Consider the following 16,875-nt stretch of genomic DNA (forward strand, 5'->3'; position numbering starts at 1 on the left):
ATTAAGCGAGACATTAAGCAACCCAAGGAGGGCATCATGGAATTATCTGAATATCCAACTTTTACCGTCATTATGCGCGGATACACGCCAGCACAGGCAGACGCCATCATGCAGGCGATGGCCGGTTTTGAAAATCAGTTCGGCGTTGAAGTCACGATGAACACGCCGCATGCACTGGAGATTATTGAAAACGGCAATGCATCGTACGGCGATCGGATCAACATCGGCGCAGGAACCGTGACAACCCTGGACGAGGCTAAAGCAGCGATTGCCAAAGGTGCCAAGTTCATGCTGAGTCCGATTGAGTTCACGGATGACATTTTTGCTTATGCCAAAGCACATGACGTCATCACGGTGCCGGCTGCGATGACCCCAACCGAAGTGCATGACATGTTTGAAAAAGGCGCCGACATTGTCAAAATTTTCCCGGCGACCACAGTCGGATCAGGCTTCTTTAAAGCGATTCAGGCGCCGCTTGGCAAGTTGTCGTTGATGGCAGTTGGCGGCGTCTCGCTGGAAAATGCGAAGGATCTGTTGACGCACGGCACCAGTTACTTGGGTATCGGTTCGAAAATGTTCAACGCCGAAGACTTGGCGAACCGAGATGTGACCGGTTTGGCAGCATCCATGCAAGCCTTTGTCGATGTCAAAAACGAATTGTAGAAGGGAGCCTGGATCTGTGGCGGTTGATTTGGTCATTGATAAAAAGTTATTACTGCCTCACTTAGAGGCGACGGACAACCTGGATGCCTTGAGCCAGATTGCCGACAACCTGTATGCGCAGGGTTATGTCAAGGAAGGTTACAAACAGGCCATTCTCGAGCGCGAGGCCACGTACCCAACCGGGCTGCCATCGCCGCGGCCGACCGTAGCGATTCCTCATGCGAATTATCGACTCGTGAAGCAAACCACCATTTCAGTCGCTACCCTGGCGCACCCAGTGAAGTTTCACGATATGGGAGATGTCAATCACGTCTTGGATGTGGATGTCATCATCATGATGGCCATTGGCGAACCGCATGGCCAGGTCGAGATGCTGCAAAAAATCGTCGATGTCATTCAAGACGATCAACTGCGCCACGCGATCGCGGATGCGAAAGATTCAGATGGATTGTATCAATTATTGGCGAAAACATTTAAATAAACGGAGGTACAAAAAATGGCTGCTCATATTTTAGTTGCATGTGGTAACGGGATCGCAACATCAACGGTGGTTGCATCCAAGATTAAAAGTTTTCTGGCGGAAAAAGGTGTTGATGTTGAAACGACTCAGACGAAACTGATGGAAGTGCCAGGCAAAGTCGAAAACTACGACTTGCTGGTGACGACCGGCCAATTTGAAGGGCAAACTCATGGCGTGCCGTATATTCACGGCCTGCCGCTGTTAACCGGTGTCGGCGCTCAAGACACGCTTAACAAGATTTACGAAACGGTTAAAGACAAGTAAGCAGGCACGTCAACAAGGTCGGGTCAATCCGACTGAATTGGAGGGATAACGTTCTATGAATATCGTAATGGATGTGTTTAACTGGCTAATTGCCGCCGGTCCAACGGTGTTACTGCCAGTTATCATCACGATTATCGGCATGATCTTTGGCCTGCGCATCGACAAAGCGTTTAAATCCGGGCTGACATTAGGCATTGGTTTTGCCGGGATCAAATTGATTCTGGATTTCATGACTACCAATGTCGGGCCGGCTGCCAAAGCCATGGTTGAGCGGACCGGTGCCCATCTAACCGCACTTGATGTCGGCTGGGGTTCCATCGCCGCCGTCACTTGGGCATCACCGATTATCGCGATTCTGATTTTTGCTATTTTGGCCGTCAACATCGTGCTGTTGATCATCAAACGCACGCATACGCTCGATGTGGATATCTGGAACTACCATCACATGGCTATTGTCGGCGTCATGGTTTACTTCGTCACGAAGAACATCGCGCTTGGCGTGGGTTCATCAATTGTGATGGCGTTGGTCACCTTCAAGCTCGCCGACTGGTCACAGCCGATGACGGAAAAATTCTTCGGTATGCCCGGCGTGTCCCTGCCAACCGTTTCGGCACTGTCATCATTGGTCATCGCGTGGCCATTGAACTGGCTACTCGACCGCATTCCGTTTATGCGGCGCAATAAGTTTTCCATCCGTGATGCTCAAAAATATTTAGGCTTCTTCGGGGATTCAATGATCATGGGGCTATTAATCGGGATGGCCATTGGCTTTTTTGCCGGGTATAACCTGATGAAGATTATGCAATTAGGCGTGTCGATGGCGGCAGTTTTGGTACTGATTCCGAAAATGACCTCGCTGTTCATGGAAGGCTTGATGCCGATTTCCGATTCCGCGCAAAAATGGTCAGAAAAACGGTTCAAGGGCCGTAAGCTGTTCATCGGCTTGGATGCCGCAGTCGTTGTCGGGAATGCCGACGTTATCACGACCGCACTGATCATCATTCCATTGACGATTTTGATGGCATTGGTTTTGCCAGGCAACCAGGTCTTGCCATTTGCTGACTTGGCGGTTGTGCCATTCCGGGTGGCTTTGGTTGTGGCACTTACGAACGGCAATTTGCTGAAGAACATCATCATCGGCTTGGTCGTCACCGCCTCGCTTTTGTGGTGCGGGACGTCGACAGCGCCAGTTTTGACGGAAATTGCCAAATCAGTCGGCATTAAACTTGGTGCCAACTCGCTGTACATTTCGTCATTTGCAGCAACTTCGATGATTCAAAGTTTTGCGGTATACTTCGCCTTCACGTGGCATCCGCTGATTTCGATTCCGGTGTTGTTGGTCATTTTCGCCGGCGTCTGGTACTTCTTTGACGGCATCAAACACGTCAATGCCGCGATGGATGCCCAGAATCAGAAAAGTGCACATGCGTAAGTCGCGTAGGTTTGTTGAAGCAGTTTTGAAGGGAGCATTTTTGAATTGAAACTTTCAGATATTAAAGTCTATAAAGTGAAGCCGCGCTGGATTTTTGTTAAGTTATCGACCGATGAAGGCATCACCGGCTGGGGTGAAATGATTTCAGGAACCAAAACGGAAACCGTTGTCGCTGGTGCTTATGAAATGGGGAAAAAGTTAATCGGCCGCGATCCGTTCGAGATTGAACGGCTGTGGCAGGAGATGCACCGCTCGTTCTTCCGTGGCGGTCCGATTAACGGCACCATCATTTCCGGTTTAGAGATGGCACTTTGGGATATTAAAGGTAAGGCGCTGAATCTGCCGGTTTATGAGTTACTTGGCGGAGCAGCACGCGATCGCATTCGGGTCTACTCCTGGATCGGTGGCGATCGGCCATCCGATGTTGCCGAACAGGCGCAAGCACGGGTCGACAAGGGTTTCACCGCAATTAAAATGAATGCCACTTCCGAACTCCACTACATTGACTCTTACAACAAAGTGCAGGCTGTCGTGGATCGCGTCGCTTCCATCCGTGATCAGGTCGGCGATAAGCTGGAAATCGGCATCGACTTCCACGGACGCGTTCACCGGCCAATGGCAAAGGTGCTGGCGCATGCGCTGGAACCATATCATCCGATGTTTCTGGAAGAAGTTGTGTTACCAGAAAACTGGGATTCTTTTGATGACATTGCCCGTGAAGTTTCCATTCCGTTGGCAACCGGCGAACGGCTGTACACGCGGTGGGACTTCAAGAATCTGTTCCGGCAAGGGGCGATTGATATCGTGCAGCCGGATGTGGCGCTGTGTGGCGGTATTTTGGAAACCCGCAAAATTGCGGCGATGGCCGAAGCCTTCGACATGGGTGTTGCGCCGCATGCACCGTATGGACCGGTGTCACTGGCAGCCACCTTGCAAGTTGATGCCTGCACGCCGAATGTGTTCATTCAGGAACAAAGCCTGGGCATCCACTACAATCAAGGCTTTGACCTGCTCGACTTTGTGAAAAATAAGGAAATTTTCCAATACAAAGACAGTTATGTTCAACTACCGAAAGGCCCGGGTCTCGGCATTGATATGGATGAAGACAAGATCAAGTCAGTTGCTCAACAAGGTCTGGTTTGGAGTAACCCGTCTTGGAAGAATTACGATGGCACGATTGCCGAATGGTAAAAGTCGCGGATTAAAAGCTAGGGGGCATGTGAGGTGACAGATGTAACGGCAACGGCACTCTTGTCAGGCGGCCTGCTTTATCTCGAGTGGCAGCAGCAACGACAGCTGCAAATCAAAACCAAGTCCTCTTGGCTTAAAGTCTTAGTCGCCATAGTCGCAGCATTATTAATCGTTGCGTTGTTCTGGTCGGGGAACACCATCAGCAACCTCCGTCTCGTGATTCTGGCGATTCTTGTGGCCAGCGTTGGGCTGTATCGCCAAGGGTTAGGCAAAACCAAAGTCATCACGTATGGCTCAGTCGCGCATGCAAGTGACTATCGGCGCTATGATCGGGTCATTACCGAAACGATTAAGCATGGTACCATGGTCACGTTTTGGTCCAAAAAAGGCGGCAGCTACTCCTTAATGTTCGATCAGTCAGAGGCGACAATCCGCGAGTTCTTCAAGGAAAACTTACCGCAAAATGTGGCATTGTTGACCGCGGAAGAGTGGGCAGTGTTGGAAAGCCGCGATGCCCAAGATGATCGTCAGCGTCAGGCGGACATGTTAGCAGCCATTCGTAATCGACCACAGCGGAATCGGCTGCCGTGGCAGAAACAGGAGCGGCGGTCTGAGGCAACGCGCAAAGGTTGAATGAACGAAGAAAGCCTCGAGCGATCGGGGTTTTCTTTGTTTATTCAACATGGGCTTTCTCAAAATTCAACTATTTAGTAATGATTTAGAGGACAATATCTTTCATAAATTATGATGTTGTCTAGCGCTGCTTTGTTCTCGCTTCTCTTTCCTTTGAAGTAGTTGGTTGCCAACCGCCAGCCAAAGCGAAAAGATCATAAGTAGTGCGTATAGAACAAGAGCATAGATGTTATGCGGGTTCAGCGTTCTATAACCGACACCTATCACTATGGGAACAAAGAAAGGTGAATTGAAAGTTAAGCCTTCGTACGGCTGTGTGTACCAAACCATGGCGATATTAACAGATACAAATACCAGTAAAATATAACCTGCTATCATAGACATATTGCTAGATGCTTGTATCAAATAGGACTTAATCCGATATATCATAGAATGGCCTTCTTGCTAAAATGGTATTTTGGTACATTGAGTAGCAAGCAACGCAACATAACCTCGTGACCTTTAAAGAGATGGATTGGATCGTTTGCAGAGCAGCGGCTAAAAGCAGATGAATCTGTGATGGCAATCTGTTAATAAGCTTTTGATAAATAGAATGATACAGCATCACAAGACAAAATACATCTGTTTAAATAATATTTTTTAAGGTGCATAAAGGATTATAAGCTTTTTAGGTTCACCAACTCGTTATCAGTAGTCGCACAGACCGCTTGTTTTGTAATAGCTGTTTTTCCTTTACTTTGCATTCAAAATGTTATATTGTCATTGCATAAAAATCCGCCGACTAACGGTTTCGTCCCAGTAAAAAGCGAGGAGGATGTAGCATGACGCTGCTTAGAAAAGTCATTTGGGTAGTCGTGTTTGTTATTTACGGTTTTGTTCTTTTTTCGACTTCTTATTATGGCAACAGCGCTTTTCTTTTACCGGTGATCGTCGTTCCCGCTATTTTTTCGGGGATTTTTTGGCTGATTGAAAATGCTAAGAAAAATAAGAAGCGAAGATTGGGAGCTGATGAAAAACGAAAAAAGGCAGGTATCATACCAGCAAGCTAATTCTTGAATTGGTATGATGCCTACTTTTTGATGTTTTTGAAACTAGCTTAAGCACCGTTGAAATGAAAAACGTTTTATCACCTTTTTAATGCCAGCCAGGTACAATTTAGAATGCGAATGGTTTTCAGTTGGCTTCATTTTAGTGACACTCGATCAATTTTTGTAAGAGCTAACAGTGCAGACCTTGTCGACTAAGGAAGCTGTTGTTTCTATGCTTGGGTGACCACTTGGAATGTCCATGAATGATGTCGAAATTTGAACTGAGCTTTCGATCTAATAAACTGGAGAGGGATGGGGTCCTTGAAGAAACTTTTTATTGCCGTGTTCGCTTATATTGTTGTCATTGCGCTGATTGTGATTGTACAGGTAGTCATGAAGGTTCCTAACTTGCTGTTCTACATTGTCCTTGTTGCCACCTTCGGGCTGTTTACGTACATCACACGATATGCAACTAAGTCGAAAAATGCCGTGAAATAAATGACATGCTGGATTCATTCATAATGCGGAATCAGTTTGATCGTCGAATTTAAAGGCTCTGAAATTCCGGATCTAACGGGCTTTCAGAGCCTGTTTTGGTGGGGAACTTATTCCAGCAACAGCGAATATTTCACATCATGATTCGACTCCGGCACTAAAAAACTGAACCTCATTTTCTGACTGCGTAACGCATAATTTGCCTGCGTTGTCGTAAAATACAGTGTAATGGGTTGTTTAGCAACTAAAAGATGCTCGGTTTTGTGAATACGCTGGTTGTCTTTATCCGTGACATCAGCCGTTGCAGTGCTGATGCTATAGGGGATGTTCAGCCACATGTTTTCTAAAAAATTGGTGTTATTTTTCTTAATTGACCACCTCTGGCTACTAAGATAACGATTTAAATAATTGAAAATATGGCTAGCACTGCAACCAAATTTATGACGGCATGCAGCGCAATCGAGTTTTGCAACTTGCCGCTTTTCCAATAGACAAATCCAAGTACGATTCCCGAGAAGGCGTACATCAGGAAACCAAAAATTGTGTTGCTGTCATGCTCAGATGAAAACAAAAGCGCACTTAATATGATTTTAATCCAAGCTTGCTTTGAATTGAAAAATAGACTAAACACCATTCCCCGAAAAAACAACTCTTCGACGATTGGCGTTATGATCACCATGTTAATGATAAACAGACCAACCATTAGCTGGTGATGGTCGAACAAGGATCTTTCGATGATTTGGTTATTTGGTGTTTGCGTTTGATGATATGTTATGTAATTTAGATAAATGAAAACAGCATCACTCATCAGGCCAACAGCATAGCCGCCGAAAATATATCCAAGGTCGTGAAGACTGGCCTTTTGCAGAATGCCATTATTTGTGTATTTACGGACAAATCTATATGCAGCGAAAAGAACGACTGCCTCTGCTAAAACAAAAGCATTCGTAAGTTCAACTAAAGCCAAGGTACTTTTGGCATCAGCCATCAGCAGTAAAAAGCACTGCGGGAGCGGCGACACGAAGTACATCAGTGTCATATAAGCGATCCTTTTGAGTAAAGGATCCCTTTGAATCGTCACGGGTTATCACAGTCTTTCATAATTGTTTATTTTCCAACGCATTAGCACTTTTTGCTTTCATTTAGTAGCGTGAGGAAGGCGCCAAGCTCATCAGTAGCAAAGCCACAAAGCTGCCTTTCACACTCTCATGGATCCAGATAACTGATCAACGTCTCCAGAACCCCACAATTGGTACCAAAAGGCAGGTTTCGATCATAGAGAACTTGAAAGTCATCATAAAATTTGCCCACATTACGTGACAGACCGAAACGCATTGACTCTCTCTGCAGACTAACGAGCGTCTGGTGAAGAACCGCCACGTTATATCTGCCTTTTTCCATATCGGCTTTTGCCATAAGCTCTATTCTTCGCTCACGGTCCTTGATATCAGGATCGAGGACGAAATCGTAGAGCTTGTTTAGCATATCTTTGTTTATTTGAGCATTCTTTTGCTGTTTCACTATGTCTACCATCGTTATCAATATAGCTTCGACGTTGACGACCATCTGTGTCTGCAATGCTAACAACAGTTATGATACCACTAAAAAAGAATTTATTTATTCTTCACGTGCATTTCTCAGTTGATAAGTGTTGCTTAGCTAGCGTCATGCTAACGCTAAAAGGAATTTATATTAAATAATTTATTTCAAAGTGATATAAACATTCCCGATACTATCAGCAAATCCACATCAAGAAATCGTCTATTTAAGATACAGTGAGGTGCCATCAGTTGTCCAAGCATGAACACCCCAGCAACACGTTTCTGATTGGGTCACGCCACCAATAATTTCCTTTTGGTATACCCACCTTAGCAAAGAAAAATTCACAAGCTTGATGAACTATGACGAAAATTGGCGCTTTTTTTGACGAAGTTTCAATCAGTTTGCCAACCCTTGGCGCGTGACATGAAAGCGCTTATCATAAAAGCCGTAGTCAGCTGATGAAATTAACGAGATGGCAACTAGACAAGTAGCACATTTGGAGGCTAAACAAATGACAAACATGACATTCCCGAAGATTGGTATTCGTCCGACGATTGATGGTCGGCGGCGTGGTATTCGTGAATCATTGGAAGACCAGACGATGAAGATGGCACATTCGGTGGCGGATCTTTTGGCGGCGACGTTGAAGTATCCTGATGGCTCGCCGGTGCAGACGGTGATTTCTGACACGACGATTGGCGGGGTTAAGGAAGCTGCCATGTCTAAAGAGAAGTTTGATCGCGCCGGGGTGTGCGGGACCATTACCGTAACGCCGTGCTGGTGCTATGGCAGTGAAACAATGGATATGTCGCCGGATCTGCCGCACGCGATTTGGGGCTTCAACGGCACCGAGCGTCCAGGCGCGGTTTATCTGGCCGCAGTTTTGGCAGCGCACGCGCAAAAGGGCATTCCGGCGTTCGGTATTTATGGGCATGATGTGCAAGATGCCGACGATATCAGCATTCCTGACGATGTTAAAACCAAACTGATTCGTTTTGCCAAAGGTGCATTGGCAACGGGGATCATGCGCAACAAGAGCTACCTGTCGATCGGTAATGTGGCGATGGGGATTGCCGGCTCGACGGTTAACCCTGACTTCTTCCAGGAATACTTGGGCATGCGGAACGAGTATGTGGACATGACGGAAATTGTTCGCCGCTGGGACGAAGGCATTTACGATAAGGAAGAATTCGAAAAGGCCTTGGCATGGGCGGAAAAGAACACGCCGATTGGTCCGGATCTTTACAACGAAGACGATCCGAACAAATTTACCGACGAGCAAAAGCATGAGCAACTCGTTGCCTGCGTGAAAATGACCATGATTGCCCGTGATCTCATGGATGGTAATCCGAAACTGGCTGACATGGGCTTCAAAGAAGAAGCGGAAGGCCATAACGCGATTGCAGCTGGGTTCCAAGGACAACGGCAGTGGACGGATCATTTTCCGAATGGCGACTACATGGAAGCCTTCATGAATTCCCAGTATGACTGGAACGGTATTCATCAACCGCATGTTTTTGCGACCGAAAATGATTCATTGAATGCGACATCCATGTTGTTCAACTACCTATTAACCAATACGCCGCAGATTTTTGCCGATGTGCGGACCTACTGGAGCCCTGAAGCCGTTGAGCGTGTCACGGGCACAAAACTTGAAGGGTTAGCCAAAAATGGTTTCTTACATTTGTCTAACTCTGGTGCCCAAACGCTTGATGCAACCGGTCAGGAGACGATTGACAGCCAGCCGGCGATTAAACCATTCTATGACTTGAGTGAAGAAGAAGCCCAGGCCAACCTTGACCATACGCGGTGGATTCCAGCGAACATTGGCTACTTCCGCGGCGGCGGTTTCTCATCTAACTATGTCACGCGCGGCGGTGAAAAGGGCATGCCGGTCACGATGGCACGCCTGAATCTGGTCAAAGGTGTTGGCCCAGAATTGCAGTTGGCGGAAGGTTTCGCCGTTGATTTGCCGGAAAATGTGTTCGATATCATTAACAAGCGAACCGACCCGGGCTGGCCATCCACCTTCTTCGTACCGATTTTAACCGGTCATGGTGCCTTTAAGTCGGTTTATGACGTGATGGATAACTGGGGTGCCAACCACGGGGCCATCAGCTATGGGCATATCGGTGCTGATCTGATTACCTTGGCATCAATTTTGCGGATTCCAGTGAATATGCACAACGTTCCGGAAGCCGATATTTTCCGGCCGCGCGCATGGTCGTCACTAGGCACAGAGAATCTGGAAGCAGCGGACTTCAATGCCTGCAAGAATTTTGGCCCGTTATACAAATAGCTGGAAATGAGTGATAGCCATGGCAATAACAAATTTAATTGCCGTCGATCTGGGCGCAAGTTCTGGACGCTTGATTTCCGGCCAGTTTGATGGTGACCAGATTCACTTAAAAGAGCAATTTCGCTTTTCCAATCAACCCGTGGCAGTGAATGGCCATCTGTATTGGGATTATCTGAAAATTATCCAGGAAATCAAGTATGGATTGGCCATTGCCCGGCGTGATCTCGGGCGCATTGACGGCATGAGCATCGATACTTGGGGCGTTGATTACGGCATCCTGAGCCAACGCGGTGAGTTGCTATTTGCCCCGCACAGTTATCGGGACTCGCGAACCGACGCCGTCAAAAAGGCATTTTACCAGCGCATCAGTCCCTGCAAGCTATTTTTGGCGACAGGTAATCAGCCGGCGATGATTAATACCAACGTACAGCTTTTTGCCGATGTGGAACGGTATCCGTTTTTGCTGAGTGAAGGTGCCGATGTGTTGATGATGCCGAATCTGATTGAGTATTTTTTCACCGGTGTCAAACAGACGGACTTTACGATTGCCAGTACCAGCGGCTTGCTTGATGTTGCTGATCGTGGTTGGAATGACGCGGTTTTGCAGAAGCTTGGCATGCCTAGGAAATGGTTCGGCAAGCTGGTGACAGGTGGCGCAGTGTTAGGGCCGTTGCGTCCGGAGATTCAGGCTGAGTTGCAGCTCAACGAGGATATGCAGGTGATTAACGGTGTCGGTCATGATACCGCTGCAGCTGTGTTGGCGTTGCCGTTGACACCGGAAGATTGGCAGCAAACCGCCTTTATCAGTTGCGGCACATGGTCGATCATCGGGCGTAAAACGGCCAAGCCGATTGTGTCACTGGAAGCAGAAGACGCCGGCTTGACCAATGAAGGCTGTTTTGACGGCAGCAATCGTCTTTTACAAAACGTCACTGGCTTATGGATTGTGCAAGAGTTACAGCGGGAATGGTCGTATCAAGGCGAGATGGTGGATTTTGCCAAAATGACGGCAGAAGCGCAGACGGCGGAATCGCTTCATAGCTACATTGATCCGAATCATCCGTTGTTCACCGGCCCGAGTCGCATGGAAGAAAAAATTGAAGTCTTCTTGCGCCGAACTGGCCAACCACTGCCGCAAAGCCGTGGTCAGCTGATACGCACCGTGCTGGAAAGCCTGGCTATGACGTATCGGCAGACGATTGCCAACTTGGAAAAAGCCACTGGGACGCCGTTGACAAAGATTCACATGTTTGGCGGCGGCATCCAGAACTAGTTGTTGGTGCAACTGACAGCGGATTTGACCCAGATGCCGGTCAGCGCTGGGCCGATCGAAGCCAGCGTGACCGGAAATATCGTGTCACAACTGCTGGTGCTGCAAAAATTAACGCCGGAAGCGGTGGCCGCAACCATGAAGCGGTCGTATACCGTGACGACCATCCAGCCGCAAGCCGTGCCGGATCTTGAGGCGCATCTCAAAGCGTTCCAGCAGATAGTGGCGAAAGGTCAAACATTGCCGGCTGACTTACCATCAAAAACGGAGGCGAAGTGATATGGGCATGGAAACCAAGAAACCTGTCACCAAACCGGCAACAAAACCGATTGTGTATCTGTTTGCGATTTTGGGCGGCTTTGCAGGGTTGCTATATGGCTACGATTCAGGCGCCATTTCGCTCGCTTTGCCGTCGATTACCACCGCATTCGGCTTGAACTCGGCAGAAAAAGGATTGGTTGTCTCGTTTCTGCTATTCGGCGCGTTGCCATCCATCGTGGTGTTTACGGCGATGGAAAAGAAAATCGAACGGCGTAACGTTTTAGTTCTTGGCGGGATCATTTTCATCGCCGGCAGTGTTTTCAGCGCGTTATCCACGGACACGATGATGTTGATGATTGCCCGGTTTGTCCTCGGGGTAGCGGCAGGGATCGCTAATATGTATGGCTTGATCTATCTTTCCGAATTGGCGCCGGCGCATATTCGCGGGCTCATGTCCTCGCTTTATCAGTTGAGTGTCAATGTCGGGATTCTGGCCGCTTATGCTGTGGGGGCTTACAACCTGCCAACAGATAACTGGCGGTGGACACTTGGGCTCGGGGCGGTTCCGGCTGCGGTTTTTGCGATTGGCATGATGTTGTCGCCGCAAAGCCCGCGATGGTTGATTCGTGATCAGCAAGTGGCAAAAGCGCGTAAGGTCTTAAAGCGGGTTCGGATGACGGATGATGAAGTCGAAACCGAGATTCAGGATATTCAGGACAGTTTGAAATCCCAAGAAGCTGGGATGCGTGAGTTGTTTGGCGCCTTTCGTCCGGCGATGTTGCTGCTGTTTACCTTGACGTTTTTCCAGGTGTTTACCGGCATTAATGCGGCGGTTTATTACGCACCTGAGATTTTCCATAACTTAGGAATGGCCAATGCCAGTATCATCGCGGACTTCGCTGTCGGCAGCGCGTTGGTGATTTCAACGCTCATGTCCCTGCCGTTTATTGATCGGTTGGGCCGGAAAAAGTTACTGGAAATCAGTCTTGCCGGTCAAGTGCCGCCTGCCATCGTGTTGTGTCTTTGGTCGAACGATGCCACGATTGCGATCATTGCGATCTTCGTGTATGTCTTTGCTTTCGGGTTCGGATTGGGACCGGTCTTTTGGTCATATGTGCCGGAGATCCTCCCGTTAAAAGCACGGGCATTGGGGATGGGAGTCATTACGTTTACGCAGTATCTGTTTAATGGCCTTCTCTCGTTGGTTTTCCCGATGATGCTGGAAGCGTTGGGCATTAACGTGTTTTACATTTTTGCAGCATTGTCGGCGCTGGCGGTGGTTTATATTCACCGCAACGTCTTGGAGACCAAGGGGCGGACGTTGGAAGATATCGAACATTACTGGGAAACGAAGCATGCGTAAAGGAGCAGTAGAGTTATGCTGAAGCATATTCCAAAGCAGTTGTCACCGGCGCTGGTTGAGGCGCTGATGGAGATGGGGCATGGTGATGAGATTTTGCTGGCGGATGCCAATTATCCGGCGAAAACGAATAATACACGCGTTATTCGGGCGGATGGGTTGACGATTTCGTCGCTGTTGGAAGGTATTTTGACGCTGATGCCGCTAGATCCGTACGCGGATTATCAGGCGATTGTTCAAGCGGTGGTGCCTGGCGACAAAAATGTTCCGGAAGGCGAGCCGCCGATTTGGCACGAGTATCGCGCCCAGCTGGCCAAGGCGTTTCCGGGGTTTCACTTGAAGTCGTTGGAGCGCTTTGACTTTTATGATCATTCCAAGCAATGCTTTGCGATTGTCCAGACGGGTGAGCAGGCGTTGTACGGGAACTTGGTTTTGAAAAAGGGTGTTATTGCGTAGTGAGACTAAAAGGCAGGCTTTTAGATTGGTTGTCGTGCCAAACTCCGCGATCTCCGGCGGTTTGGGGCTGGCGACGCGAAGCTAGAGCGGAGAGCACGGCTGAACCCCAAACCGCCTCCGATCGCTCCGCCTTGGCACTAGGGAGTCTTCACAGCATCTTGAATTAGCAAGTGAAACTTTTACTAATCAAAATAGCCGAACATTTCCAACTGGGGATGTTCGGTCTTTTTGCGGCTTGGCATGATTGATCTGTTGCTGGAGAATTAAAAAAAGCCACTTCATTCAGGTTATTGTTTAACATAACCGGAATAAAGCGGCAGTGGCGCTAAATCAAAGCCCATTTACAGCGCTGGTTGGCGTGACTTCGCCTGGCTGCATTTCGCTGGCTGGGCGTTGGGGATTTTTGGGGAGTGGGACTTGCTTGGCTTTGATTGGGATGCCGGGGACAGCGATGGGTGGGACTTCTTTGTAGGGTTTGTGGTAGTTTTGGCCGCATGAGTGGTAGTCGTCTAGTAAGCCTAGTTTGATGAAGATGGCTTGTTGATAGGCGATGCGGGCGTTCCATTCCAACGTTTCCATGATGCGGGCCGCGATGTGGAGGTCGGTGCTGGTGATGAGGATCCCGTGACTATCTAATAGGAAGACATTTTCCATGGCCTTGTCGCCGATTTCTTTTAAAGCCGTGTACACGGTATCTGCGAGTTCCATGGAGGTTGCCGGCGCAAATGGCAGTACCCGAATGCGGCCGAGCTCGCGGGTGGCTTCGGTGACGTTGGGCATGTCGAGTCCCGCGGTGGCCCAGAACATGGATTCTTCGGCGTGTGAATGATAGACGCAGCGAATGCCGGGATGCGCGTTGTAGGCCTTTTCGTGCATGTTGACTTCGCGCGTGACATCCCCGACACCATCCACTTTTTGCCCGGTTTCCGCATCGATTACCAGAATCTGCGCCGGATGCAGTTCGGAATAATAAGTTTCGGACATAAACGTCGGGGTCATAAGGATGTAAGGATGTTCCTGTTCATCAAAAACCTTGACCGACATATTCCCGCCTGCGACATTGGTATCTTTGCGGTCAAACATGACTCTGACTGTGTGAGCCAGGTCATCACGTTCCGCCTGAAACATCATTTCCATTTTGAATAACTTCCTTCCATGATTGATTACCGTCATTATAGTTGAAAACGCTATCGTAGCGGGGCTTGGCGGATATTCTGGCTAAAGCGCGGAAAACGCGGCAGAGGAACGCCACAATTCGCCACAAAGCGTCATTTCTTGCAACCGCTTTCTCTGCCATTTAAACTGTGTAAGGGTGAATAGGGGGACGATATTGTGTTTAAGAATGAAAGGCTCAATCGCATCATGACGATTCTGGAGCATAAAAAAGTGGTGAGCACGACCGATTTGGAAAAAACGTTATTTGTCAGTAATTCCACGTTGCGCCGGGATCTAATGACGCTAGAGCGGTTGGATAAGGTGCATCGCAGTTTTGGCTATGTGGAACTGGTGAAACCGGACAATCTGGAATTGCCGTATCTTTTTCGGGGACAGGAACGGGCGCATGAAAAGCACCAGATTGCCGCCACGGCGAGCGTGTTTCTTGGCGATAATCAAGCGATTTTCATTGATTCAAGTTCAACGGCCTCTTTTTTGGCGCCATATCTTGTCAAACTCAACCATGTCATCGTGATCACGAATGGGCTGCGTGTTGCGGTCGAACTTGATGGGCTGCCTCGTATCAAGACCTTTGTCACCGGCGGCAGGTTGCGCAACGGTGCCGGCTCGATTATCGGGGATGATGCGATTGGTTTTCTCAATAACTTTCGGGCGAACCTGTTCTTTATGTCGTGCGTCGGACTGACCAACGATGGCGTCTTCATGTCCAGTCAGGAACAGTCCAGCGTGAAGCGCGCCATGATGCAACACGCGGAGAAAACGATCTTACTGTGCGATCATTCAAAGTACAACGTCAAAAGTTACTATCGCTTGTGTCATGAAGAAGAATTGGAAGCCGTTGTTTCCGATGACAAACCGGATCAATCATTGGCGACAAGTTTGGAAGATGCGGGCGTTGAGGTGTTGGTTTAATCGCTTGGCGGAAATAGCAGTCTAAATAAATGCAGGTTACAAAGGGACCGGGACATCAAAGGATGAGGCACGGTATAAAACGATCGTGTTAACAGCTAAAGCGCAACACGATGCAGCCCATATTCGTGCGTATTTTGACCAACACGATGCCTTTTTACGGAAGGCATTGGGTGAGAACGCGGATGTTGTCATTGCTTCACTTAAGCAGTTGCAGCAGGTGATGGCTGGTAAGTTAGCGGAAGTGGATGGGTGAGCTTCTGTGGCTTGAGCCAATGAGGAAAAGAGTGGCAGAACGAAACTTTGAAGCACACATCATCTATTTTCAAATATGCAAATGAACGGTGAAAATGATTGTTATGATTGCCTTGATGCCGCCATTACCAAGCAAGCCCCACGAGCGAGTGTCGTTTCGGACATCTCGATCGCGAGGCTTGTTGTTTTACTCATGGAGGAGTTGTAGGCGATACCTATTTTGTTTTAGGAGCGTTTGCGTTTTTTACCTGTCAGTGCAAAACCGAACATGCTCAGGAGGAAGGCGCCTAGAGCAGCTAAGCCGGTTGCTGGTTTGTCGCTGGTTCGTGGCAGCGAGGAGGTTGATGTGCGCGATGTTGACAGTGGTTGTGTGCTTGTTGGTCGCGGATCACCAGGCAGTGGCGCTGGGGTCGGTTTAGGATCCGGCGCTTTTTGTGTTCCTGGTACATATTGGGCATCAATATTCTTGATACCGTCAGCAAGCGCGGCATTTAATTCGTCAGCATTGCCAGCTTTTGCCAGTGCTTCTTTAGCCAATGCGGCTTCGTGATCCACGCGCGCTTTCTGGGTGGCTTTTTCTGCTTCGGTCAACAATGGGTCGTTGTCGATTTGCTGTTTGACTTTGGCCGCCTCTTTGTCAATTTCGTTAACTGCGGCTTGACGTTGGTCTGCTAACGACTTGCCAGGTTGATGCTGGGTGTTGATGTTAGCTTTACCGGTTACGAATGCTGTATTGATGCTGTCGGCATCCGACGCTTGATCAATTGCCCTTTGGCCGTCTACAAGCGCTTTGTCAACGTTTTCTGACTGTTGTTTCTTTTCGGCGGTCGTCAGGGTTGAATCGTCTTGAATCGCTTGCTTTACCTTGTCCGCTTCTTCAGCAAGCTGTTTCTTTTGTGCCGCTTTTTGATCATCAACGGCTGTGCCCGGTTTGTGAGCATTGTCGATGTTGACTTTGCCGGTATCAAACGCTTTGTTAATGTCATCAGCTGTGGTTGCGGCATCAATGGCAGCTTCACCATCTTTGTAGGCTTGGTCAACATCAGCAGCTTGCTTTTGTTTTTCAGCGGTTGTCAGGGTTGGATCATCTTGAATTTCCTGTTTAACTTTGGCCGCTTCTT

The 16,875-nt window shown here is 48.4% G+C and carries 19 protein-coding genes; 15 read left to right on the top strand and 4 right to left on the bottom strand.

The window, feature by feature from the left end; translation table 11 throughout:
* The first annotated feature begins 36 nt into the window (after positions 1-36).
* From BVJ53_RS00880 to BVJ53_RS14925, 8 genes are all read left to right on the top strand, one after another.
* A complete protein-coding gene (locus tag BVJ53_RS00880) occupies positions 37-663 on the top strand; it encodes a bifunctional 4-hydroxy-2-oxoglutarate aldolase/2-dehydro-3-deoxy-phosphogluconate aldolase (protein ID WP_129300733.1) in 627 nt (208 codons plus the stop codon).
* A 16-nt stretch (positions 664-679) separates the two neighbouring features.
* The gene (locus BVJ53_RS00885; RefSeq protein ID WP_129300734.1) at positions 680-1,144 is read left to right on the top strand and encodes a PTS sugar transporter subunit IIA; all 465 of its coding nucleotides are present in this window, start codon (positions 680-682) and stop codon (positions 1,142-1,144) included.
* A gap of 15 nt (positions 1,145-1,159) precedes the next feature.
* Positions 1,160-1,447, top strand: a complete 288-nt coding sequence (locus BVJ53_RS00890) for a PTS sugar transporter subunit IIB (RefSeq protein ID WP_129300735.1) — start codon at positions 1,160-1,162, stop codon at positions 1,445-1,447.
* Positions 1,448-1,502: 55 nt separating this feature from the next.
* Complete coding sequence (locus BVJ53_RS00895) at positions 1,503-2,879, top strand: PTS galactitol transporter subunit IIC (protein WP_129300736.1); 1,377 nt, start codon at positions 1,503-1,505, stop codon at positions 2,877-2,879.
* Positions 2,880-2,924: 45 nt separating this feature from the next.
* Positions 2,925-4,070: a galactonate dehydratase gene (dgoD, locus tag BVJ53_RS00900; RefSeq protein ID WP_129300737.1), complete on the top strand. Its 1,146-nt coding sequence runs from the start codon at positions 2,925-2,927 to the stop codon at positions 4,068-4,070.
* Positions 4,071-4,103: 33 nt separating this feature from the next.
* A complete protein-coding gene (locus tag BVJ53_RS00905) occupies positions 4,104-4,703 on the top strand; it encodes a hypothetical protein (protein WP_129300738.1) in 600 nt (199 codons plus the stop codon).
* Positions 4,704-5,524: 821 nt separating this feature from the next.
* A complete protein-coding gene (locus tag BVJ53_RS00910; RefSeq protein WP_129300739.1) occupies positions 5,525-5,752 on the top strand; it encodes a hypothetical protein in 228 nt (75 codons plus the stop codon).
* A 300-nt stretch (positions 5,753-6,052) separates the two neighbouring features.
* A complete protein-coding gene (locus BVJ53_RS14925) occupies positions 6,053-6,229 on the top strand; it encodes a hypothetical protein (RefSeq protein WP_158280526.1) in 177 nt (58 codons plus the stop codon).
* A gap of 397 nt (positions 6,230-6,626) precedes the next feature.
* On the opposite strand, the gene BVJ53_RS00920 is transcribed toward BVJ53_RS14925, so the two are convergent.
* Together BVJ53_RS00920 and BVJ53_RS00925 are read right to left on the bottom strand one after the other, a co-directional pair.
* On the bottom strand, positions 6,627-7,265 hold the full coding sequence (locus tag BVJ53_RS00920; RefSeq protein ID WP_129300740.1) for a CPBP family intramembrane glutamic endopeptidase: 639 nt from the start codon (positions 7,263-7,265) through the stop codon (positions 6,627-6,629).
* A 167-nt stretch (positions 7,266-7,432) separates the two neighbouring features.
* A complete protein-coding gene (locus BVJ53_RS00925; RefSeq protein ID WP_129300755.1) occupies positions 7,433-7,759 on the bottom strand; it encodes a bacteriocin immunity protein in 327 nt (108 codons plus the stop codon).
* A 520-nt stretch (positions 7,760-8,279) separates the two neighbouring features.
* Between BVJ53_RS00925 and BVJ53_RS00930 the strand changes: the two genes are divergently transcribed.
* Genes BVJ53_RS00930 through BVJ53_RS00945 form a run of 5 tightly spaced genes read left to right on the top strand, consistent with a single transcriptional unit; the run spans position 8,280 to position 13,414 of the window.
* A complete protein-coding gene (locus BVJ53_RS00930; RefSeq protein ID WP_129300741.1) occupies positions 8,280-10,067 on the top strand; it encodes an L-fucose isomerase in 1,788 nt (595 codons plus the stop codon).
* 19 nt (positions 10,068-10,086) lie between these two features.
* Entirely contained in the window at positions 10,087-11,340 is a 1,254-nt protein-coding gene (locus BVJ53_RS00935) for a rhamnulokinase (RefSeq protein WP_238150116.1), read from the top strand.
* Positions 11,341-11,346: 6 nt separating this feature from the next.
* On the top strand, positions 11,347-11,616 hold the full coding sequence (locus BVJ53_RS15275) for a hypothetical protein (protein WP_238150117.1): 270 nt from the start codon (positions 11,347-11,349) through the stop codon (positions 11,614-11,616).
* 1 nt (position 11,617) lies between these two features.
* Positions 11,618-12,961, top strand: a complete 1,344-nt coding sequence (locus BVJ53_RS00940; protein ID WP_238150118.1) for a sugar porter family MFS transporter — start codon at positions 11,618-11,620, stop codon at positions 12,959-12,961.
* A gap of 15 nt (positions 12,962-12,976) precedes the next feature.
* Positions 12,977-13,414: an RbsD/FucU family protein gene (locus tag BVJ53_RS00945; RefSeq protein WP_129300742.1), complete on the top strand. Its 438-nt coding sequence runs from the start codon at positions 12,977-12,979 to the stop codon at positions 13,412-13,414.
* Positions 13,415-13,744: 330 nt separating this feature from the next.
* On the opposite strand, the gene BVJ53_RS00950 is transcribed toward BVJ53_RS00945, so the two are convergent.
* Positions 13,745-14,551: a class II aldolase/adducin family protein gene (locus BVJ53_RS00950; RefSeq protein ID WP_129300743.1), complete on the bottom strand. Its 807-nt coding sequence runs from the start codon at positions 14,549-14,551 to the stop codon at positions 13,745-13,747.
* Positions 14,552-14,746: 195 nt separating this feature from the next.
* Here BVJ53_RS00950 and BVJ53_RS00955 point away from each other — a divergent pair, with 195 nt between their 5' ends.
* Together BVJ53_RS00955 and BVJ53_RS00960 are read left to right on the top strand one after the other, a co-directional pair.
* On the top strand, positions 14,747-15,502 hold the full coding sequence (locus tag BVJ53_RS00955) for a DeoR/GlpR family DNA-binding transcription regulator (RefSeq protein ID WP_129300744.1): 756 nt from the start codon (positions 14,747-14,749) through the stop codon (positions 15,500-15,502).
* 85 nt (positions 15,503-15,587) lie between these two features.
* Entirely contained in the window at positions 15,588-15,755 is a 168-nt protein-coding gene (locus BVJ53_RS00960) for a hypothetical protein (protein WP_191983420.1), read from the top strand.
* A gap of 224 nt (positions 15,756-15,979) precedes the next feature.
* Here the strand turns inward: BVJ53_RS00960 and BVJ53_RS00965 are convergent.
* Positions 15,980-16,875, bottom strand: an 896-nt coding sequence (locus tag BVJ53_RS00965; RefSeq protein WP_129300745.1) for an LPXTG cell wall anchor domain-containing protein, incomplete at its 5' end; no start/stop codon positions are given.

It is taken from the genome of Lacticaseibacillus chiayiensis, from assembly GCF_004123795.1.
Classification (GTDB): Bacteria; Bacillota; Bacilli; order Lactobacillales; family Lactobacillaceae; genus Lacticaseibacillus; species Lacticaseibacillus chiayiensis.